Source organism: Streptosporangium saharense, from assembly GCF_014203715.1.
Taxonomy (GTDB): domain Bacteria; phylum Actinomycetota; class Actinomycetes; order Streptosporangiales; family Streptosporangiaceae; genus Streptosporangium; species Streptosporangium saharense.
The window spans coordinates 1-18,276 of record NZ_JACHJP010000021.1 but is presented as its reverse complement, the minus strand read 5'-3'; the positions used below and the strand labels follow the sequence as shown (position 1 = coordinate 18,276).

Genomic DNA, 18,276 nt, shown 5'->3' with positions numbered 1-18,276 from the left:
CGCACGCCCTGGCCCTCAACCACCACGGCGGCCGGACGGCCCGCGCGGCCGCGCACGCCCTGGTGCTCGGCGACGGCGACGGCCGCGCACGCCCTGGCCCTCAACCACCACGGCGGCCGGACGGCCCGCGCGGCCGCGCACGCCCTGGTGCTCGGCGACGGCGACGGCCGCGCACGCCCTGTTACTTGGCGGTGCTCCGCCGACGAGAGCGGGGAGCCTTCGAGGCGGCGCTGACGCCGGGCTCGGGCTCGGCCTCGGCCTGGGCGGCGGTGGCCAACAGAGCTGTAGCGATCTCCCTGGCCTGGACGGGAGAGAGCCGCTCGGGGATGGCGCCCCCGGTCAGCACTACCTGGCCGGGCTCGATCAGGGTCGCCACCCCGGCGAGCGTGCCGCTCGTCAGCAGCACGCCGCGGCCGCCCTCGCCGTCGACGTCGGGCTCGATTATGGGCAGTGGCCCGGCGCCGGTCTGCTGAGCGTGGGCCAGAGCGGTCCGCAAGCGGTCGGCCTGCTCGGCCAGGGCGCGCCGCTCGCGCTCGGCTGCGTCGGTCTGCTGCTCGGCTCGCTCGGCGCGCCGCTCGGCTGCCTCGGCCTGGGCTGCGGTGGCCTTCACCTGTGCGCCGAGTGCGGCTGCGAGGGCCTGGCGCTCGCGCTCGGCGTCAGCGCGGAACCGCTCGATCTCGCCCGCGAGAGCGTCGGCGCGAGCTTCGGCCCGCTCAGCTCGCCTGTCAGCCGCGCCGATTTGCTGGGCGGCCTGCTCTCGGGTCTCCTGTGCGGCGGCCGCGGTCGCGTCGCGCTCGGTGTGCGCCGTGCGGACCCGCTCGGCGGCCTCGGCCTGGGCCTGCTCGACGGCGGCGCGGGCCTGCTCCTCGGTCCTCTCCACGCGCGCCGTCGCGGCAACCTCGGCCGCGACGGCGCGGGCCTCCGCGCTGGCCACCTGCTCGGCCAGCCGCTCCAGCTCGGCGTGGTGCTCACCACCCACCCGGTCGATCTCGGCCGCGAGAGCGTCGGCGCGGGCCTCGGCCCGCTCGGCCCTCAGCTCGGCGTCGGCCTGGGCGGTGCGCGCCTCCTCGACCTTCGCGGCCGCCTCGGCGCGGGCCTGCTCGACGGCCGCGCGGGCCTGCTCGACGGCGGCCTCGGCGCGCTGCTCTGCGGCGTCGTGCGCGGCGGTGACCTGCTCGGCCAGGCGCTCCTGTTCCTCGTAGTGCGCCTGGCGCTCGGACTCCAGGGTCTCCTCGGCCTGCTGGGCGCGCTCGGCCTCGGCGCGGGCGCGCTGCTCGGCCTGCTCGGCCTGGACCAGCGCAGTCTCCGCTACGGCGTCGGCCTGCTCACGCTCCGCGCGGGCCGTCGCGGCCGCAGCGCTGGCCAGGCTCGCGTGCTGCTCCGCCGCGACGGCGCGGGCCTCCGCGCTGGCCACCTGCTCGGCGGCGACGGCATGCGCGGCGGTGACCTCGACGGCTGCGGCGTCGGGGTCTACCACGGTGCGCAGCTCGGCCGCCACACGCCCCATCTCCGCGATGACGCGCTCCGCCAGCTGCTCGGCGCCACGCAGCAGCTCGGCGCCGCGGACCTGGCTCATGGTGACGGGCCGCTCCAGGTCGTCGGGCTGCTGCGGTGCGGCCTCGCCGCGCGCCTGGGCTTCCAGGCGCTTGCGCTCCCTGAAGGCCGTCACGGCGTTGTGGCCGGGGTCGTCGCAGTACACCGGGGGCCTCCCCGGTCCTGAGGGCTCCCCGGGCGGCTCCTCGCACGAGGGGTAGCGGCAGGTCGTCGCGTCGGACGGTGCGGTGGTCATGGGTCCTCCTCGCTGGCGTGCCCCGCCTGTCGGGGTACCCCCAGTATATTTCATTCGTTTCATTATCTCAATGAAACGAATGAAATTAATGAAATGAAATGAAACTCATCCGGTCACGTTTTGGTCACGAAAAGATCTTGACCACAGAGGGGCCGCCTCCTGTGATCCCGTCCGCCTGAGGGCGTCAAGCCGCGGACGACACGGAGGTGCCAGCCCGTAGCCCGTAGGGACGGCCGTAGGCCGTGGCTGGCGGCTCTGGGGCGGACGTGGTAGCCCTCGGGTCAGGCGGACGGGATCACAGGAGGCCAGCCCCGGCCCCCCACTGACCTGCACCTACTCCGGGCCCCCTCCCTGATCCCGGAGCCTGCCTGCCCGGCGAGGGCACTGCTTGTCGTCCTTCGTGATGGCCCGGAACTCCTACAGCTCCGGCCAGCCGCCGTGAGTACGGCGACGGGGTGCCAGGGCATCGGTGACCTTGGCGATCGCTTCGGTGATGGCGCTCTGCTGGTCCGGAGCCTCACCGTGATGATCATCAGATCCATTTCCCCTGGCCAGCCTGTTTCTGCCCTGCCCGGCCAGGAGCGGCACGGCTCAGCGGCGCCCGGCTGGGGCCAGGGCCGCGCCCTGCACGGCGGCCGGGGATCAGTACGGCGCTGCGGGGGCGCCTCCCGCCGCGTGCGGCGGGAGGGCGCGCGCCCGGTGGGCGGGAGGTGACTCCGCTCCGCGGGGGTCTGGGGGCGGTGGAGCCCCCAGGGTCACAGAGCCCAGCCTGGCCAGGTCACAGCCGGTAGGTCCCGCGCTGCCGGTGCGCGGCCTGGATCGCTCGGGTCGCATCGGCCAGCCATGCCACGTCGCTGTCGGCCTGGTGCTCGGCGACCGGCTCGGCGCCGCTCGGCGCGGCCGTCGTCGGCCTGGTGCTGGGGCTCGACCCGCTCGGCTCGGGACCCCGGCGCCGGATGCGGGCGGCCTCCAGTTCGGCCCGCGCCGTGGCGAAGAGGCTGCGGCCGCGCTGGGTCTGCTCGTAGCGGTCCTCGGCGGCGGCCGCGCGAGCAGCCAGCGCCACGGCGTAGCCCTGGCCGTCCTCGTCGGCCTGGACACGACGGGCTCGGCGGGCCGTGGCCAGCACTCGGCCCGCCCGGTAGGTGATCACGCTGGCCAGGTCGGCCGCGCTGGCCACCCGCTCGCCCAGCAGCTCCAGCACCTCGCCGTGCGGCAGGTGCCGCCGTACCAACGCGATCAGGTGCGCAATGCCGGGCACCTGGTCCTCGCGGAGGGCCTGGCCCTGCCGGGCCCACACCAGACCACACTCCTTTACTAAGTACAGGGCTTCGGCTTGTTCGTCGGGAGTGACCCCCCCGCCTCGGCGATGCCCTCGCGGTCCCGTCCGGGGGCGGCATACCCGCTGGTCAGGGGAGGGGGGAAACCCCTCTAGAGAGTAAGGAGACGTCTGAAGCCATCCACATCCGGTCGCGGTGGCCAGTGGCTCCTGGGCGGCGGAGCCGTACCGGACCGTCTCCACCTCGGCCTCCACAGCTGCAGCCTGCGCCCGGGTGAGCCGCCCCCGAGCGCGCCGAGCTGGGGGGTCGATCTCGGCCCGGATCGCCGTGCCGAGCGTCGTGGGCGCGTCGGCGGGCAGTTCAGGCACGCTCAGCACGTAGCGGGCTGCCCGGCCCGGGGCGGCCGCGGCGGTCTGCCGGACGTAACCGAGTTGGCGTACACGGCGAAGGTCTGTCCAGGCCGTTCGGCTGCTCACCTGGTGCACGGCCGCGTAGAAGGCGATCATGCTGGGGACGTCGACCAGGCGGCCGCGCTCGTCGGTGTGGTGTGTCAGGTGGCGGACCATTCGCCAGGCGGCGTCGTCGCCCAAGCGGCCGCGCCAGCGCTGCAGCGCGACGACTCGGTACCAGGTGTGGCGGGGCATGGCCGGGCACCGGTCAGGCCCCTCGTAGTAGGCCGTCGCGGGCGGCGGAGTGTGTGCACCGTCTGTGATGTCCCGATTGGGTGACACGACCGTATCGAGGCATGCTGGGACGGCTGGGCCAACGTGAGTTATCCTGGACCCCAGTCTCCCGGAAACCGGTTGGTAGCCGATCTCTGGGCGGTTGGTAACCGGTCGCTAGCCGGTTGGTGTGTGTTTGGTGTGTGTATTGGTGAGTGAGTGAGTTGGTTGTCCTGCAGGCCGTTGGTAGCGGCGCTGCAGGCTGAGCAGTAAATGTGGTCTCCACGCTGGTTGGTAGCCAGTGTGGGCTCGTGATCGCCCCGGCCTGTCAGAGCCGGGGCTCACGCATTTACGGGGTCGGTGAATCCCCCTTCGGCGCGGGGGGCGGGGCCATCGGGTCAAGGTCGAGCAGTTCTTCCAGGTAGCGGCTGAGGGAGATCCCTCGCTGCTTCAGCACGTGATCATATCGACGCTTAACGTCCGCAGGCACACGCGTCTGCAGCGGCACACGGCCGCCGTGTCCCGCAGGCCGTACGGCCCGTCCTGGTATCCCTGGCATGAGGGTGATCATTCCGTATACCGCCTACGTGTGCATGCACGTGGGCGGCGTGTCGCCAAATCGTGATCTACACCTGGCGCGATATTCGCCTGTCGAAGTCCGTCGTCGCCTCGTGCAGGGTCCGGCAGACCTGGCGCATCCTCGCGTGACTCTCAGCACAGGGGATCTGTCCTCGCTGGTGAGCTTCGAGGTGTTGTCCCAGGGTGGTGAGCTGCTGCTGAAGCCTGGCGTAGATCTCGTCCAGGGCTCGATCGTGGTGAGTAGGAGTCGTGGAGTGCATGATCTCCTCCTTTCGAGGGGGGGTGCCACGATCACCCGATCGCGCGTGTTGGTCTAGGACCTGCGGGTTTCGGGAGAGTCGCTGGCAAACCGTGCGACTCTCCCGTATCGCCCTACTCCCCGTCCTCCATCTCGGTGGCGATCTCGTCGAGAGCTGTCAGCAGCTCCGCCGCGTCGGCGGGGGGCGGGGTGTGCGTCCCCCACTCGACTATCAGGTCCTCGATGTCCGGATCAGCCGTGCCAGGCGTGCCGCCGATCCACCCCTGAAAGTGCCAAGTGAGGGGGTCCTGGTCAGAGGTCGGTTCGTAGATCGCTCGGGCTTCCTCCCCCGGCACGATCATGTAAGCCCCATCCCCTGGGGCCTCTTCCTTGTCCACTGGCCAGCTCATGCCGTCCAGTGGTCCTCCCATCAGCTGGATAGTCACCCCTCAAGGGTGGACGCCATGGTGACCGGGTGCCGGGTAAACGCAATGAGTGCTATATGTGATCTATCAACTACAGAAAGTAAGGGGACGTGGTGTGATGCTGTTCTTCTTCCTCCCCAGTCCGTTGTGGTTCGGGGGCTGAGTCAGGCACCTGTGTGGTAACGAGTCATGGCTGCTATCTGCTCTTCCGGGGTGGGCCCAGCTGCAGGCCCCAGCTGGGCCTGCAGCTGTCCGGCCAGCTCTTGCGCCAGCTCGGCTATGGGCTCGCCGGGCAGCTCTCGTGCCAGCTGCTCCAGCAGCTGCGCCATGGCGTCGCCCTCAGCCCAGGTCAGGGCTAGGGTCAGTGGCCTCTGATGCCGGGAGGCGTCCACCTGGGCGGCAAGGACCGTGGCCAGGTCGAGTCGGGCCATGCGGCCGGGGTCGGGAGTGTTCATGCGCTCAGGGTGACAGCTAGCTCGCCGTCCGCGCCTGCCGTACGGTGAAAGCGCACGTCTCCGCCCCCGCTTCTCGGAGGTGCTCGGTGATCATCCCTCGCTCTGCGGCCCGGACCGGGGCCGGGGCCTCCGCCTACGCGCAGTACGTCACGGCCATGCGGGAAGGCCGGTCCCGGCGCCTGCTCATCCGGTCGGGCCTGGTCGCGGCGGCCGCCGTGGTGGCGGCCCTGGCCTGGGGCTGGGTCGCGGCCGTGGTGGTCGCGGTCGTGGTCGGGGTCGCCGACACGGTGTATCGCTGGCGCCGTCATGAGGCCGTACGGACCTGGCGCAAGGGGGCGATCGGTGAGCGGCGCACGGCCCGGATGCTGCGCCCACTCGGGCGACGCGGGTACACCGTCCTGCACGACCGCGCGCTCCCCAGCGGCAGGGCCAACGTCGATCACCTGGTGATCGGGGCGACGGGCGTGTTTGTGGTGGACAGCAAGCACTGGGCCAAGGAGAGACGCCTGACCCGGCGCGGCCGGTATGTGCGCGTTGGCCGCACGTCCGGTGACCGGCTGGTCCAGGCGGTGGTCTATGAGCGCCAGGCCGTCGCGGCCGCGCTCGCCCAGAGCCTTGGCCGACCGGTGGAGGTCACGCCGGTCTTGGCCGTCCATGGTGCGCGCATGCCCCTGCTGCGCGTGACAAAAGTGGAGGGTGTTCCGATTTTGCAGGCGCCTCAGGTCCGGGGGTGGATCGGCCGTCAGCCTGCGCGGCTGTCGGCGGCGGAGGTCGCCACGATCGCCGCGGTGGCAGAGCGGGTGCTGCCGCCGTACACCACAAGCTAAAAGGAAAACCGGCCGCTGCCAGGCAGCGGCCGGTTTGGGTCAGGGCCTATCTGATCGAGCCAGGAGCGACCGGCGGGTGGGGCGCCCGGCCCGTGCACTCGTCCTCCCAGCACTGGTGCGTCCAGCACGTGAGCCGGTCGTCGGGATGCATCCCGGCTTCCTCAGCCAGGTCATCACGCCGAAGTGCCTTGGCGAGGTCGCGCATGCTTCTCCTTGTTAGATCGGCCTGCCGTCGCAGTCGTAGTGCTCGCCGTCGCTGCCGACGTGGATGCCGAGGCAGTCCTCGTGCGGGTCCTCGTCGTACTCGTCCATGGTGATCTCCTCGTGTTCAGGTGAGCGGCCGCGTGCTGCGGCCGGGCGGGAGAGCGGTGCGGGGGCGGGTGCGCCGTGCTGGGGGTGCGGGGTCCACACGCTCGGCGTAGACGTAGCCGGGGCTGGGACGGGTGGCCGGGGTGAGCTCGAAGAAGACGCGCAGGCCGCCGTCACGGCGGTTGGGGACCTCGTTCTCGTCGCCGACGTGCAGCAGGCCGCTCTCCCGCAGCAGAGGCAGCAGCAGCTCGGCGACCTGGCGCACGCGCTCGGGGTCGTGGTGCATCAGACGGACCTGGACCATTAGGCACTCCTCGTGGTGAGGGAAGAAGGGTGGGGAGCCGCCATCTGCTGCAGGCGGCGAAGGACGGCGCGGCAGTCGCCCAGGGCGGTGTGTCCGCCGTTGAGCGGCTGCCAGGTGTAGTCCCGCCAGTAGTCGCTCCAGGTGCCGCACCACCGGGCGTATGCCTCCATGGCGCACTCCCACTGCTGGGCTCCGTGCAGCCATGTGACGGTCTCCCGCTCCGCGTCGGGGTAGCGGCCGCCGTGGTGACGGCGGAGCTCGCGACGGAGGACGCCGACGTCGAACGCCTTGTTGTAGATGATCACTCGGCGGCCGTGCACGGCCCTGGTCAGCTGCTCCAGGATCTCGCCGAAGGTCGGCGCCCCGGACACGTCGGCGTCGGTGATGCCGTGAATGCTCGTCGCGTCGGCCGGGATCGACACCTGCGGGTCGAGCAGGGTGTCGAGCAGGGTCTCTCCGGTGACGGACAGGACGGCCAGGGACACGGCGTAGGCGCCGTCCAGGCCGGTGGTCTCGGTGTCCAGGATCACGGCGGTCGGGTCGGCCAAGGCCGCGCGCGCCCACGCCGCGGCGGTGTCGCGGTCGTCGGCCAGGCGCCGCTCCAGGGCGGCGTCTGCTGCGGCCTCCCTGGCCAGCCTGGCGTCCACCTCGGCCTGCTCGCACTCGGCGCACAGCACGCGCCGGCCTTTTTCGACCGGCCCCCGCTGAGCCCGGCAGCGGGAGCAGAGGGCGGTCCCGGCCAGCGCGCGCCCGGCCGCGAGGGCGGCGTGCTGGCGAGGGGTGAGCGGGCGCACCGGCCGGGCGGCCGCGCGCTGGTACAGGGCACAGATCCCGTGCATGACGGAGTAGTGCAGCCACGCGGCCGGGGCCAGCCCGGCCGCGCTCAAGCCCTCCTCGCGCAGCTGGCGCCGGGTGGCCAGCTCGACCGGGGCCGCTCCGGCCCGGTAGACGGGTAGCCCGTCGTCACCAAGACGCAGCACCGCGTCACGCTGCATGGCCGCTCCTTCCTCTTGAGAGTCGGGTGGATCACCCCTGACGGTACGCCGGTCCGGGCGTCTCCGCAACCGGATTGGCGGTGCTGGCCAGGGGTTTTCAAGTTTGCAAACTTGTATCATCAGCGGGCAGCGCGCGGGCGACGGCGGCCCGCAGCACGTGGCCGGGGGTGATCACGCGAGCCGCCATCTCGTCGTAGTCAGCGCGGAGCTCGGGGTCCAGGTGGGCGACGACGCCGGGGTTGGCGTCACGCCAGGCGCGCAGCTCGGCAATGGCCTCCTTGCTGGCGTGCCAGCACCCGGCGTAGACCTGGCGAGCAAGGTCCGGAGGGAGACGGAGCGAAATGGCCTCGGGGTAGCCGCTGTCCCTGCTGCCGGGCCAGCGTCCCGCCTTCGGTGCGCTGCGCGGCGGAGTGGGCAACGGCCAGGCCCAGCCGCGCCCGGCCAGCTCGGCGCGCACGGCCGGGGTCACCAGGGCGTCCACCGTGTCGAGCAGCTCACCACGTGCACGCATCGCGGCCCGCACGGCGCGGGCCTCGGCCAGCAGGCGCGCCCGCTCGGCGCCGGGGAGGTCCTGCCGGTACCCGGCAACCTCCAGCAGTTGGGTCAGCAGCTGGCGGCCGCGGGCCTTCTCCGCCCTCAAGTGGACGGCCAAGCGGGCGTGGGTGCCGTAGGCGACCCGCACCCGCACGGCCACAGTAGCAATCATGATCTCATCATGACCTGTGGCGATGAAGTTTTCAAACTTCAATGATCCGGCGAGCCGGTCGGCGCGGCCGTCCCCGGGGCAGAGGGCGCCCGGTGTGCAAGGGCAGGCCAGCAGCTTCCGGGGCCGCTCTCAGCCCTGGTCCCCATTGACCATCCTGTTCAGCCCGCGTACCACGACGAACTCCACAACAGCCTTGGCGATTTTGGGGTCCGTCCGTCGAAGCCGTTCTACGGCCTCGACGGCGCCGTCCCCGTCCCGAGCCTTGGTGGCTGCGTGCAACTCGTCCAGGGCCGCCAGGATCTGGGTCTTCTTGCTCATCTGGTGCGCTCCTTGGGGTTGGCGATCTCCAGTAGTACATCTCCGTGGCACATGGCGCCAGGCGAGCAGGGGCAGGCCAGGTCGCGCCCGGCCAGCAACTGCCGGGCCTGTTCGGCCAGCTCGGGTCGCCTGGCCAGGTGACCCCGGTAGTAGGTCGTGGCCACCTCGCGGGCCTGGCCCTCGGTGAGGTCGTGCCCCAGCCCGACCATGGCGCCTTGGTCCTCGACGACGACCCGCCAGAGATTGGTCTCTTGGCGCTCTAGCCGGGCCGGGTTACCCCATCGGGAGGTCCGGTCCACGATCACGGCGCCGGGCGGCTTGCGCCATCCGGCCGTACGGCGCCGCTGAATCCGCTGCGGGGTCACGATCTGCCACCCGGGGTGAGCAGCTGGCCGTGCTCCCAGATCCACTCGCGTACCCCAGCGGGGGCCGGGTCGACGACTTCCACCCGGTAGCAGGGCCGGGGAGAGGGAGGCATTCCCGGGTGGCTGCCGCGCGAGTCCCGCTCTGCCGCCGCCTGGATCTGCGGCCAATAGCCGGGCGTGGACCTGCTGTAGATGCTGCGCGGGTTCTCCACGATCCATGTCATCCGGTACGGCCGGTACTGGTGGCCCTCCGCTTCCCACTGCAGGATCTGCTCCGCCTCCGCCAGGGCCTGCGCGGCAGCGCGGCGCCGGTAACGCCGCTGCCACAGCGCTTCCCGGACCAGGACACCGAGGAAGAACATCGCCGCGAGCGCGACGAGTGCCCAGATCATCCTGCCGTCCTCTGGGAGTGGTGAGACCACTTGATGAACTCGGCGTGCTCGTCCGGGTCCAGGTCCTCGGCGTACATGTCCGCCAGCAGCTCGGAGTCCCCCTTCCCGCAGCAGGCCGTGATGTGCTGCGTCATGTCCTTGATCTGGTCGGCGGTGTACTTCATGGTCGTCTCCTCAGGTCAGACGGGGGATGTGGGCGGACGGGCGGCGATGGTCTCCACGAGCTGGAGGTCCGGCCCGCTGACGGAGATGTGCCTGGCCCGGGTCAGCCAGTGGAGCCAGACCGGCTCCAGACCGGGGGTCATGAGCCACTCGATCTCGGGGATCTCGCCCTTGGCGTAGGCGATGGTCCGCTCGGCCAAGGCCTGCAGCTCGGCGGGGGAGAACCAGCCTGCTCCCATGGTCTCGGCGGCGGAGGGGGACAGCTCACCGTCCACCTCGGCGCTGTAGATGGTCCAGTGGTGCCCAGCCGGGCGGCCGCCCCGGATGAGGCGTCGGCACCGGTTGGGGCGCCAGCCGCCGTTGACGTGCAGCAGGCTCCGGACGGTCAGGCCGGTCTCCTCCGCCATCTCCTGCCGGGCGGCGGCCTCGGGGTCGCCGTGCTGGTCGAGATGCCCGGCGACCGGGGCCCACCCGTAGGGGTAGTGGGCCCGCCGGATGAGCAGGTCATGCCCGGCCTCCTGCACGATGACGCCCACGCTGACGTGGTCGCACACGGCCGGAACGGGAGCGGCTCCGCGTACCCAGTGCTCGCCCGGGAGCGGGGTGGTGGCGGTCAGCGCCTTGACCCGGTCCTGGGCGGTGGACCGGCTCACCTTCAGGGCCTGACCAATGGCGCCGTAGCTGGCGCCGCGTGCGCGCCAGCTACGGATGGTCACGGCCTGCAGCGCCTCCAGGCGCTCCAGCAGGTCCCGCAGGCCGTGTGCGGTCTCCTCCATGCGCGCTCGCTGCCGGGCGCCCGGAACGCCCTCGTCCAGCTCGGGGTCAGACTCCACGAAGTCCCAGCGTCCGGCGCGAATCTCGGCCAGGGCGCGCAGCGCCGTGTGGAAGTCGGCGCCCAGGTTCAGGACGTCGGCGCCAAGTAGCGCGGTCTCGATCGCGTCGAGCCTCAAGACGAGGTCGGAGGAGGTGTCGCGGTGGGTGACGTGTTCGTACTGCGTGCGGTCCATGAACTACCCTTCGTATGTACGGTTCTTCGTACATCATCCGTACGGAATTTCGTACAGTCAAGCGGAATCCGCAAACTCACGGGAATACTTATTCCCACAAGTTACTGGATGGTAGAGCAGTGCTCTCACTGGGGAGAGGAACACCACTTCATGAAGTATGCATCTGAGAGGAAGGGAGGTCCCCGTGGCCACTGACGAGGATCAGGCGCGGCCGCCGGTCAGCTTTTTCGACACGACGTGGAACTCACGAGACCCCGCCGGAGTCTGGCAGGTCGGACGGCTGGACGGTCTCATCGAGGAGTTGGCCAGCCAGGGCCTGCTGTTCGGCCGGGGCACGGTTCCAGGCGCCGTTGAGGAGGCGCTCCCGAGCGTGCGGAAGTACCTCGACCGGCCGGTGTTTCCGGAGGGTGCAAAGTTCCCCGACCTGACCACGGCTGACCTCGCCGTGGCGATCGTGCAGGGCGCGCGCCGTGCGCTGGAGGACGTGCAGGCCATCGAGCGCGCGGCCGCCAGCCTCGCCCGCGAGCAGGGCGTCACCGTGCGCCAGCTCGCTGCCGCCGTGGATATCAGCGAGCGCGCCGCGAGCGACCGGTACAGACGGGTCTAGCCGCCCGCTGCGGCGGGCGGGACGCTGGGGGGCGGCGGGGCTCCGGCCGGTTCGTCAGCTGACGGATCAGCCGGTGCACCCGATCCACCAGGGTTTCCGAGCCGAACAAGGCGACCAGGACGAGGAGCCCGCCCAGGACGGCGACCTCGACGAGGATCGCATTTCGCAGGCCCGGGGGAATCACAAAGGTCAAGGCGCCTGCGGCCGTAGTGGCACCGAGCCAGCGCCCCACCACGGCGAGCCTGCCCGGAGTCGCCGGTACCTCGCGCGGCGCCGGAGCCGGAGCGGTCGGGTCGGTCGTCATCGTTTCCTCCACAGGGGTTTTAGTCCTGTGGCAGGCCGGGTGATGACCGGCTCCGAAGTCACTTATATCGGCCGAAAAACCTAACGTCCACACGTAGTGAGCTGCGAAAACGCGAGCCATAGCAGGTGAGGAGGGAGGCTGCGGCCACCTGAACCGAGGCAATCGCCCGGTACGAAAGAACAGGGAGGGCGCCTTCACGAATGACTCGGCGGCCCGCCGAGTCCCGGGCTCTATCGCAGGGCTTAGAGCCCTGGTCAAGGCCCGCTAGGCTGGGGAAGCCCTCCCTCGCGGGGTGGGTGGCGGTCGGTGAGTGCGGCCAGAGCCTTATCTGGTTCACCGGCCGCTTTCTCTTTGGCAAGCCCCTCTCTAAAACGCGCGTTTTAGAGAGGGGCTTGCTGCTCGTCAGCGTGATCTGCGGCGACGACCCAGCAGGTATGCCTCGACGGCGGTCGAGACCAGCTCGCTGCGCGAGCGGGCGCCGCTCGTCGTCTGCAGCTGGTCCAGGACGGCCAGCTCGGCCGTGGTCGCCTGGAAGAACCACAGTCGGCGTCGCTGGCCTGTACGGCGGGCGGCGGCCGTCGCCGACTCGCGGCGGCCGGGGAAAAGACTGCCCTCGCGTCGCTCCGGCGCTTGGCGGGCGGCCACCAGGGCGGGTAGGCGGTCGCGGAGTGCGTCGATCGCGTCGTACACGACTCCAGCGCAGTCGGTGTGCTCCTTGCTGCGGTAGGTGGCGGCGGCCTGGATCGCAGCGGGCAGCAGGTAGACGGACACCGGGAAGGTATCGAGGCCGTCAGGATCGTCCTGGTCGACGGGCGGGAGGGGATCTGGCCTGGCTGCTGGTGCCGGGGAGGGTTCAGAGGCAGGCGCGGAGGGACTGGGCGGGGGCGGTGGCTTGGGAGGAAGCACACCCCCCAGGCCACCAGCGACGCTCCCTCCGAAAGCAGCGCCGAGACTGCCGGGGGCGCCGAGCTGGCCGGAGTCGGTCATGCCTGAGCCCCGCTCTCAGCTGCTGCCAGCAGCTGCAGGATTTCCAAGCCGAGCTTGTCGAAGTCCGCGGCGACCTGGGAGGCGGTCGCGCTGATGCGCGGCTCAGAAGAGTTGCCCGCGCGGCGGGTCTCCCACCATGTCGGCTGGGCGGCCGCGGCGGCCGCCAGCTCGTGGGCGGTGAGTCCCAGCTCGCGCGCGTCCCGGGCGACCTTCTCAGAGTGGCCAACGAGCGCGGTCAGGACCGGGCTCGCGCCGATGCCGAACGCCTGCTCTACCTTCGTCCGGACGTCGCGGTGAATCGCGGTCGCGGCACGCGAGGTGCCGAACAGCACGACACCGAGCAAGGCCAACTGCGGATTGATCTCCCTGGCGATGGCGTACCGCTGGGCCAGCAATCTCATGCCCACCAGTCCACCGCCGTCGGTCTTGGTCGGCATGAGCAGCCATCTGGCCGCGCCGAGCGCGAGGTCGATCAACAGGGTGTTCTCGGGGGGCGTGTCGATCAGGATGAGGTCGTAGGGAGCGGTGGCCGGGGCTAGGGCCTTGGCGAGGGTGAGCATGGCGTCACGCCCATGCTGCTGGACCCTGCCGACCATGACGCCGGTCAGGTCGGTCAAGTCGAGCCCCCCGGGTACGACGAAAAGCCCGTCCCGGCCGGGGACCGGGACGGCCTGCAGAGTGCGGCCGGTCATGATGGACATCAGCAAGGCCGCGCCCTGGTCGTCGATCTCTGTGTCGCGGTACCCGAGATCGTCGGCCAGGTTGGCCTGTCGGTTGAGGTCCACCAGGCAGATCTTGTATCCCTCGCGGGCGAGGGTGGCACCCAGGTTCGCGGTGATCGTTGTCTTTCCTACTCCCCCTTTGTCGTTCGCTACCGCGATCACGCGAGTTAAGGCCAAAGCTTGGGCGAGGTCCAGCGCGCTCATGCTGTATCCGATCTGGTGATCTCGTAGGGCCATAAGTCGCAAGCAGTCTCCCACGCCATCCGGAGCGCCAATCTGCTTCCAAGCTGGGCATTTTGCTAGCTAGCTATCGGTCTAGCTATCGGTCTATCACGCACGCAAACGGCCCTGTAGCAGGAGCTACAGGGCCGGACGCTACGAGCGGGTCAGCGGGGGCGGCTGTCGAGAGCCTCCTCCAGGACCGCGTACTCGATCCATGGATGCCGGACGCCCTCCAGGAGGGTCTCCTCCAGGACCTCCTCTAGGGCTTCGGTCTTGTTCATGGAACCACTCCTCTCGTCGTCAGCGGGTGAGCCCGCGCAGGCCGTGATTGACCATGCCCTCCATCAGTGCCTCGGCGACCTTCGGGTGTGCCTTACCGACCTCGCTAATGATCGAGTTGATCTTCTCCTTGTCGTCCCTGGAGGCGGCAGCGGCCAGGTCCTGAACGACCTTCTCGACGTCCCGTCTGCGCATGTACGTCAGCCTTTCAGTAGGAGGGTCATGACGATGATCACAAGAGATGCCTGCATGAGGTAGAGCCCCCAGTCGATCCTTCGGTACTTCCGGGCGGCGATACCGCTCAGGCGGTGCACCTCGGCGGCCAGGCGGTGATGCCGTTCCCCCACATCGAGGGTGGACAGGATCTCGGTCGGACCGCTGGCGGCCGCGTGAGCCACGAACCCGGTCCCTCCTCGCCTGGGGATGTAGGGCTTGATCACCCAGAGGAGGACCGAGCAGGCGGCGGCGAGGACCGTGGTCGCAAGCCAGAGACCGACCCTGGCGGGGCCGGACTGGTGGGCGAGGGTGCCGATGGCGACGAGGACCGTGAAGCCGGTCCCGGCGAAGGCCAGGGCGATTCCGGCCTTCGCGTCGCTACGGGCCAGCTCGATCCGGGCGGCGGTGGCCTCGGCCTGGAGCTCGGCGACGCGCGGGTCTGGAGTGAGCGCGTGCCCGATGGCTATGAGCGCGGCCGCGCTGGCTCGCGCGGAATCGCAGGAGCTGTAGTGCTGACGGGCGTCATTCAGCAGAGACATGTCAGCCTCTCCCCTGGATGACGGGCTTGGTCACGTCCCTGTGCGTGATCTCCACGGCCTGCACCTTGTGGGCGCGGAGGTCTCGGAGGATGGCCTGGGCCAGGGCGGGCGCCCGGTGCCGCCCGTCCTGGCACCCGACCCCCACCACGATCTGCTTGTGGGGGAGGATCTGGGCCAGGTCACGCGCGGCCGCCGCGACGTGGCGGACCAGGGCGCGGGCGCCCGGCGTGTCCAGCACGTGGCAGTAGACCTCGCTGTCCAGGCCGGTGAGGTAGCGCATGGCGGGGTCATCGTGGGGGTTCCGCAGCAGACGGCGGGCGTCCACGTGCAGGTCCGCCTCGGGCGGCTGCCCGTGGCGGTGACCGTACGAAATGATCAAGATACTCATGGGTCTTCGTCTCCTGGTGATCAGGTGCGTGAGGGGCAATCACAGCCAGGTGTGGAGCACCAGCCCAGGGCGGCCGCCCAAGTGGGCTCATAGATCGCCCACCCAGTGCGGCCAGCACCGCCAGTGTGGACAGCTTTCTGGTGTCCACACCGGCGGCAGGGCTGGGCCAGCACATGTAGAGCTGGCCCGCGTGTCACACCTGCGGCTCTCTCTCACCGCAGGTGGGCGCGGTCGGCCGGGTGCACGGCCCCGGAGCGCTGCTCCTGGAGCTGCAGCCGGGGCAGATGTAAAGCACCTTGCCCGGCCTGGCGATCGGCGGCCTGGAGCTTCCTCCGCGGCTCATCAGAAGGGGGTCACAATCTTCCGAGCCTCGGGGCTAGCCGAGTCGTAGATCTTGCGGTAGGCGGCGAAGGCGTCCAGGTGCGCCTGCGCCCCGGCCACCGTCGGGGGCGTGGCCTGGAACGCCGCCCAGGCCGCCTCGATCTTCTTGACGTCGCGCTTCGTCTCGCGGCGCTTCACTGGTGCCCCCCGTGCAGCGCCTCCATGGCCTCGGCGAGGATCCGGCGCCGCTCCTCCTTGGCCTCCATGGCCTGCAGGCGCTCCCGCCGCTCCTGCTCGGCCTTCGTGGCCGCCAGGCGCCGCTGCTGCTCCTGCGCGTCGTACGCGTCCCGGACCCGCGGGTTCTCTCCCCAGGGCCACCCCTTGTGGGCGGGTACGTCGTCGGAGTGGAACTCCGTGCCCTCGTGCGCCCTCAGCACTTGGGGTCCCCCCCAGCGGTCTTGGCCTCGGCCGCACGCTGCGTGGCCTTCTTGGCCTCCTCCTGGTCGTACGCGTCCCTGACCGTCTGCGGCTCGCCGTGCGGCCACTCGCCGGTGTGCTTACGTCCCGGGTCGTGCCGTCTGGTCTTGAGTGCCATGATGGACTCTCCTCTTTGAGGGGCCCCGGGAGCTGGTCGTTGGTAGCGGTAGCTCTCGGGGCTTATCTGTGTGGAGCGGGTGCCCCGGGGCCATACCGCCCGTAGGCGGTACGACGCCGCAGCCACCGCTGCCTCCTTTCTCTCCGCCTCAGCGTTGCGATTGACAGACTCCTACGTAGCTAGGTAGCTTGTCAACTAGTTCCCTAGATAAAGAGAAGGGATGCTGCCGAGGAAGCTACGTACCGAGCTGCGGCGTATGGTCGGACCAGCACAAACCGACCGACAGGAGGACCGTGAGCGAGGAGAAGAAGGAGGACCCAGTGCGCGCAGCGGCGCCACCGGAGGAGGACACCGACACCCTTGTGGGGCTCGGCACAAAGATCAAGGGATCGACCCGTAAGAGACTGCGGCGCTACTCAGTGGAAGCGGAGGCCGAGATCCAAGACATCGTAGAGCAGGCCATTTCTACATATTTGGAAGCCCGCGGCTACTAACTCTCAGTCCCGGACGACAGCGTCTGATCTTGGCGGATACGCGCTGCCGCCCGGGGTGAAACCACCAGAAAGGGAATCCTTCTGATGTTCGGAATTAGCCTACGGCGGCGGGACGCCGCCGACGACGGCCAGGCCGTCAACGGGCACGATCACGATCAGGCGAAAGCTCCCCTCTCCCCTTGGACCGAGGGGTCCGGGGTCCGGGAGATCCGGCACTACCGAGTGAGCCCCAAGGGCCGCCCCGACCGGGGCGACCGGCTGTCGGGTGCTCTGCTCGTCACTGCGGGTGTGATCATCTCCGCTGCTCTCGCGGGGGCGGCCGTGGTGGCCTATGACGCCCAGATGAGGTTCGCGGCGGCTAACCTGCCCGCTGATCACGCGGCCGTCTCAGCCCCGATCGTGGCCGCCCTCCCTGACGCGGGCTGGGTAGCTATGGCCTTGGTGGCGCTGGTCGCCGCCCTCCGTGGCCGGTCAAGCCTGCGAGCCAGGATCGGCGTGCTGATCTTCTTCGGGCTGAGTCTCGGAGCACAGCTGCTCTACGCGGCCCCAACCGTCCCGAGCATCCTCGTCGCGGTGATCGCGCCGGTGAGCTTGGCGTGGATGCTGGAGACGCTGATCGTAGAGGTACGTCGGTGGGCGGCCGCCCGGACCGGACTGGACGTCTCCGAGACGCCGATCCTGACGGCCCTGCTGGCGGGTGCCTGGCGTCTGCTGCGCGGCCTGGTGGGCCTGATGCTCTGGGGTATCCGGCTCCTGCTGGACCGGCGCGGCACATGGGGTGGCGTGCGTGACTGGGTGCTGGACACGGCCCCGCTGGCGCCTGGCCGGACGCGGGCCAGCCTGGCGGCGGCGGCCGCACTGGAGCAGGCCGGGGCGGCGGAGCGGCAGGCCGAGCTGACGGCCGCTCGCGCTGACGAGCTGGTCGCGGCCGAGCGGGCCGAGATGGCCGCCCGTCTGGATCAGGTGGAGGCTCAGATCAAGGCCGAGCGCGCCCAGCTCCAGGAGGCTCAGCGCGACCTGGCCGAGCGCCTGGCCGAGACCGAGCGGGCCGCAAGGGACGAGGAAAGGACAGCGGCCGCTGAGCAGCTGGCCGAGCTGCGGACGGAGCTGACCGAGGTCCGCGCGGACGCCGACCAGGAGCGGGACAGGCTCGTGGCGACCGTGGAGGCGGTGCGTGAGGCCGAGCGCGCTCGGAGCCGGAAAGCTCTGGCCGCTGAGCGCGCCGAGATGGACCTAGTCGTCGAGTCCCTCCGGCTGGCTCGGGAAGAGTGCAATCGCCTCGCCGAACTGGCCTCGGTGCCGACTGGAAAGGCGCGTCTGCTGGCCCTGTACGACAGGCTCCAGGGCGTCGATTCCCGGTACGGCGACCTCGACCAGGCGGCCGCGCTGGCCCGCGAGCTGTACGAGCAGGCGGGGCTCCGGTCGGAGGGCACCGCGCGCTCATATCTGTATGAGCACATTAAGAGCAGTAAGGCCGACCAAATGTCGGTACAGGGAGGCATGATCGAGGCCGGGAGTCAGTCATGAGTAAAGAGATGTCACCTGTGCCCGTCAATGTCACCATTCCCCCACAGCCCTCGCCCGTCTCTCGGCCGGTGCCGATGCTGGCGGCCACCCTGCCCGCCCTCGCGGCCGCGCCGATGCCCTGGGACCTGGTCCCGGGGTGGGCCTGGGTGGTCCTGGCCGGTGGCGCGGCTGGGATGGGCGCGCTGTCCCGCATCGGGCGCACGCCCCGCATGCCCCGGCTCTCGCTGCGGCGTCGCCTGCAGCTGCGCGTCCTTCGGCCCGGCCC

Annotated in this window: 26 protein-coding genes and 1 pseudogene; 6 read left to right on the top strand and 21 right to left on the bottom strand. The window is 70.4% G+C overall.

Translation table 11 applies throughout. The annotated features are described in order from the left end of the window. Positions 1 to 234: hypothetical protein (locus FHS44_RS39850; RefSeq protein ID WP_184725781.1), on the top strand; the 234-nt coding region annotated here is incomplete at its 5' end. Here FHS44_RS39850 and FHS44_RS39845 read toward each other — a convergent pair. The 5 genes from FHS44_RS39845 to FHS44_RS39825 form a co-directional block, all read right to left on the bottom strand. Next, positions 182 to 1,789 (bottom strand): coiled-coil domain-containing protein, encoded by a 1,608-nt coding sequence (locus tag FHS44_RS39845; RefSeq protein WP_184725779.1) that lies wholly within the window; start codon positions 1,787 to 1,789, stop codon positions 182 to 184. The two genes, FHS44_RS39850 and FHS44_RS39845, sit on opposite strands and share 53 nt — an antisense overlap. Before the next feature lie 778 nt (positions 1,790 to 2,567). Next, a complete protein-coding gene (locus FHS44_RS39840) occupies positions 2,568 to 3,710 on the bottom strand; it encodes a hypothetical protein (protein ID WP_184725777.1) in 1,143 nt (380 codons plus the stop codon). A 644-nt stretch (positions 3,711 to 4,354) separates the two neighbouring features. Beyond that, entirely contained in the window at positions 4,355 to 4,567 is a 213-nt protein-coding gene (locus FHS44_RS39835) for a hypothetical protein (RefSeq protein ID WP_184725775.1), read from the bottom strand. Between the two features lie 112 nt (positions 4,568 to 4,679). Continuing rightward, positions 4,680 to 4,991, bottom strand: coding sequence for a hypothetical protein (locus tag FHS44_RS39830; protein WP_184725773.1), 312 nt, complete (start codon positions 4,989 to 4,991; stop codon positions 4,680 to 4,682). Positions 4,992 to 5,134: 143 nt separating this feature from the next. Next, complete coding sequence (locus FHS44_RS39825) at positions 5,135 to 5,425, bottom strand: hypothetical protein (protein WP_184725771.1); 291 nt, start codon at positions 5,423 to 5,425, stop codon at positions 5,135 to 5,137. A gap of 86 nt (positions 5,426 to 5,511) precedes the next feature. On the opposite strand from FHS44_RS39825, the gene FHS44_RS41565 reads away from it, so the two are divergent. After that, the gene (locus FHS44_RS41565; protein ID WP_184725769.1) at positions 5,512 to 6,252 is read left to right on the top strand and encodes a nuclease-related domain-containing protein; all 741 of its coding nucleotides are present in this window, start codon (positions 5,512 to 5,514) and stop codon (positions 6,250 to 6,252) included. Between the two features lie 328 nt (positions 6,253 to 6,580). On the opposite strand, the gene FHS44_RS39815 is transcribed toward FHS44_RS41565, so the two are convergent. The 8 genes from FHS44_RS39815 to FHS44_RS39785 form a co-directional block, all read right to left on the bottom strand. Beyond that, positions 6,581 to 6,865, bottom strand: a complete 285-nt coding sequence (locus FHS44_RS39815; protein WP_184725768.1) for a hypothetical protein — start codon at positions 6,863 to 6,865, stop codon at positions 6,581 to 6,583. Beyond that, positions 6,865 to 7,860, bottom strand: coding sequence for a 3'-5' exonuclease (locus FHS44_RS39810; protein WP_184725766.1), 996 nt, complete (start codon positions 7,858 to 7,860; stop codon positions 6,865 to 6,867). Before FHS44_RS39810 ends, FHS44_RS39815 begins: the two co-directional genes overlap by 1 nt. A 97-nt stretch (positions 7,861 to 7,957) precedes the next feature. Then, complete coding sequence (locus tag FHS44_RS39805) at positions 7,958 to 8,566, bottom strand: hypothetical protein (RefSeq protein ID WP_184725764.1); 609 nt, start codon at positions 8,564 to 8,566, stop codon at positions 7,958 to 7,960. Between the two features lie 129 nt (positions 8,567 to 8,695). Beyond that, on the bottom strand, positions 8,696 to 8,884 hold the full coding sequence (locus tag FHS44_RS39800) for a hypothetical protein (RefSeq protein WP_184725762.1): 189 nt from the start codon (positions 8,882 to 8,884) through the stop codon (positions 8,696 to 8,698). After that, positions 8,881 to 9,249 carry a DUF4326 domain-containing protein gene (locus FHS44_RS40510; RefSeq protein WP_221461857.1) on the bottom strand — a complete coding sequence of 123 codons (369 nt, stop codon included), beginning with the start codon at positions 9,247 to 9,249 and terminating at the stop codon, positions 8,881 to 8,883. The genes FHS44_RS39800 and FHS44_RS40510 overlap by 4 nt, the downstream gene beginning before the upstream one ends. Further along, the gene (locus tag FHS44_RS40505) at positions 9,246 to 9,641 is read right to left on the bottom strand and encodes a hypothetical protein (RefSeq protein ID WP_221461856.1); all 396 of its coding nucleotides are present in this window, start codon (positions 9,639 to 9,641) and stop codon (positions 9,246 to 9,248) included. Before FHS44_RS40505 ends, FHS44_RS40510 begins: the two co-directional genes overlap by 4 nt. Continuing rightward, a complete protein-coding gene (locus tag FHS44_RS39790) occupies positions 9,638 to 9,805 on the bottom strand; it encodes a hypothetical protein (RefSeq protein WP_184725758.1) in 168 nt (55 codons plus the stop codon). Before FHS44_RS39790 ends, FHS44_RS40505 begins: the two co-directional genes overlap by 4 nt. Before the next feature lie 15 nt (positions 9,806 to 9,820). Further along, positions 9,821 to 10,810: an NUDIX hydrolase gene (locus tag FHS44_RS39785; RefSeq protein WP_184725756.1), complete on the bottom strand. Its 990-nt coding sequence runs from the start codon at positions 10,808 to 10,810 to the stop codon at positions 9,821 to 9,823. Positions 10,811 to 10,994: 184 nt separating this feature from the next. Here FHS44_RS39785 and FHS44_RS39780 point away from each other — a divergent pair, with 184 nt between their 5' ends. Next, a complete protein-coding gene (locus FHS44_RS39780) occupies positions 10,995 to 11,417 on the top strand; it encodes a hypothetical protein (RefSeq protein ID WP_184725754.1) in 423 nt (140 codons plus the stop codon). 706 nt (positions 11,418 to 12,123) lie between these two features. On the opposite strand, the gene FHS44_RS39775 is transcribed toward FHS44_RS39780, so the two are convergent. The 8 genes from FHS44_RS39775 to FHS44_RS39740 all read right to left on the bottom strand — a co-directional run bounded on the left by FHS44_RS39775 (position 12,124) and on the right by FHS44_RS39740 (position 15,990). Beyond that, positions 12,124 to 12,492 carry a hypothetical protein gene (locus tag FHS44_RS39775; RefSeq protein ID WP_184725752.1) on the bottom strand — a complete coding sequence of 123 codons (369 nt, stop codon included), beginning with the start codon at positions 12,490 to 12,492 and terminating at the stop codon, positions 12,124 to 12,126. A 212-nt stretch (positions 12,493 to 12,704) separates the two neighbouring features. After that, positions 12,705 to 13,592: a ParA family protein gene (locus tag FHS44_RS39770; protein ID WP_221461855.1), complete on the bottom strand. Its 888-nt coding sequence runs from the start codon at positions 13,590 to 13,592 to the stop codon at positions 12,705 to 12,707. Positions 13,593 to 13,952: 360 nt separating this feature from the next. Further along, positions 13,953 to 14,126, bottom strand: a complete 174-nt coding sequence (locus tag FHS44_RS39765; protein ID WP_184725748.1) for a hypothetical protein — start codon at positions 14,124 to 14,126, stop codon at positions 13,953 to 13,955. A 5-nt stretch (positions 14,127 to 14,131) separates the two neighbouring features. Further along, positions 14,132 to 14,686 (bottom strand): Pycsar system effector family protein, encoded by a 555-nt coding sequence (locus tag FHS44_RS39760; RefSeq protein WP_184725746.1) that lies wholly within the window; start codon positions 14,684 to 14,686, stop codon positions 14,132 to 14,134. Between the two features lies 1 nt (position 14,687). Further along, the gene (locus FHS44_RS39755; protein WP_184725744.1) at positions 14,688 to 15,074 is read right to left on the bottom strand and encodes a RapZ C-terminal domain-containing protein; all 387 of its coding nucleotides are present in this window, start codon (positions 15,072 to 15,074) and stop codon (positions 14,688 to 14,690) included. Positions 15,075 to 15,416: 342 nt separating this feature from the next. Beyond that, positions 15,417 to 15,593, bottom strand: a complete 177-nt coding sequence (locus tag FHS44_RS39750; protein ID WP_184725742.1) for a hypothetical protein — start codon at positions 15,591 to 15,593, stop codon at positions 15,417 to 15,419. Next, a complete protein-coding gene (locus FHS44_RS39745; RefSeq protein ID WP_184725740.1) occupies positions 15,590 to 15,832 on the bottom strand; it encodes a hypothetical protein in 243 nt (80 codons plus the stop codon). Before FHS44_RS39745 ends, FHS44_RS39750 begins: the two co-directional genes overlap by 4 nt. Next, complete coding sequence (locus FHS44_RS39740; protein WP_184725738.1) at positions 15,826 to 15,990, bottom strand: hypothetical protein; 165 nt, start codon at positions 15,988 to 15,990, stop codon at positions 15,826 to 15,828. The genes FHS44_RS39745 and FHS44_RS39740 overlap by 7 nt, the downstream gene beginning before the upstream one ends. A gap of 293 nt (positions 15,991 to 16,283) precedes the next feature. Here FHS44_RS39740 and FHS44_RS39735 point away from each other — a divergent pair, with 293 nt between their 5' ends. From FHS44_RS39735 to FHS44_RS39725, 3 genes and pseudogenes are all read left to right on the top strand, one after another. Next, positions 16,284 to 16,484 carry a hypothetical protein gene (locus FHS44_RS39735; protein WP_184725736.1) on the top strand — a complete coding sequence of 67 codons (201 nt, stop codon included), beginning with the start codon at positions 16,284 to 16,286 and terminating at the stop codon, positions 16,482 to 16,484. 84 nt (positions 16,485 to 16,568) lie between these two features. Then, complete coding sequence (locus tag FHS44_RS39730; RefSeq protein ID WP_184725734.1) at positions 16,569 to 18,011, top strand: hypothetical protein; 1,443 nt, start codon at positions 16,569 to 16,571, stop codon at positions 18,009 to 18,011. Then, positions 18,008 to 18,276 (top strand): annotated as a pseudogene (locus FHS44_RS39725) (hypothetical protein); the annotation flags it as partial. The gene FHS44_RS39730 and the pseudogene FHS44_RS39725, both read left to right, overlap by 4 nt.

What these genes read in the sequence shown, in the direction of transcription:
- FHS44_RS39845 (WP_184725779.1), bottom strand. Translation starts at nt 1,789, where the DNA reads ATGACCACCGCACCGTCCGACGCGACGACCTGCCGCTACCCCTCGTGC.
- FHS44_RS39840 (WP_184725777.1), bottom strand. Translation starts at nt 3,710, where the DNA reads ATGCCCCGCCACACCTGGTACCGAGTCGTCGCGCTGCAGCGCTGGCGC.
- FHS44_RS39835 (WP_184725775.1), bottom strand. Translation starts at nt 4,567, where the DNA reads ATGCACTCCACGACTCCTACTCACCACGATCGAGCCCTGGACGAGATC.
- FHS44_RS39825 (WP_184725771.1), bottom strand. Translation starts at nt 5,425, where the DNA reads ATGAACACTCCCGACCCCGGCCGCATGGCCCGACTCGACCTGGCCACG.
- FHS44_RS39815 (WP_184725768.1), bottom strand. Translation starts at nt 6,865, where the DNA reads ATGGTCCAGGTCCGTCTGATGCACCACGACCCCGAGCGCGTGCGCCAG.
- FHS44_RS39810 (WP_184725766.1), bottom strand. Translation starts at nt 7,860, where the DNA reads ATGCAGCGTGACGCGGTGCTGCGTCTTGGTGACGACGGGCTACCCGTC.
- FHS44_RS39805 (WP_184725764.1), bottom strand. Translation starts at nt 8,566, where the DNA reads ATGATTGCTACTGTGGCCGTGCGGGTGCGGGTCGCCTACGGCACCCAC.
- FHS44_RS39800 (WP_184725762.1), bottom strand. Translation starts at nt 8,884, where the DNA reads ATGAGCAAGAAGACCCAGATCCTGGCGGCCCTGGACGAGTTGCACGCA.
- FHS44_RS40505 (WP_221461856.1), bottom strand. Translation starts at nt 9,641, where the DNA reads ATGATCTGGGCACTCGTCGCGCTCGCGGCGATGTTCTTCCTCGGTGTC.
- FHS44_RS39790 (WP_184725758.1), bottom strand. Translation starts at nt 9,805, where the DNA reads ATGAAGTACACCGCCGACCAGATCAAGGACATGACGCAGCACATCACG.
- FHS44_RS39785 (WP_184725756.1), bottom strand. Translation starts at nt 10,810, where the DNA reads ATGGACCGCACGCAGTACGAACACGTCACCCACCGCGACACCTCCTCC.
- FHS44_RS39765 (WP_184725748.1), bottom strand. Translation starts at nt 14,126, where the DNA reads ATGCGCAGACGGGACGTCGAGAAGGTCGTTCAGGACCTGGCCGCTGCC.
- FHS44_RS39760 (WP_184725746.1), bottom strand. Translation starts at nt 14,686, where the DNA reads ATGTCTCTGCTGAATGACGCCCGTCAGCACTACAGCTCCTGCGATTCC.
- FHS44_RS39755 (WP_184725744.1), bottom strand. Translation starts at nt 15,074, where the DNA reads ATGAGTATCTTGATCATTTCGTACGGTCACCGCCACGGGCAGCCGCCC.
- FHS44_RS39740 (WP_184725738.1), bottom strand. Translation starts at nt 15,990, where the DNA reads ATGGCACTCAAGACCAGACGGCACGACCCGGGACGTAAGCACACCGGC.
- FHS44_RS39730 (WP_184725734.1), top strand. Translation starts at nt 16,569, where the DNA reads ATGTTCGGAATTAGCCTACGGCGGCGGGACGCCGCCGACGACGGCCAG.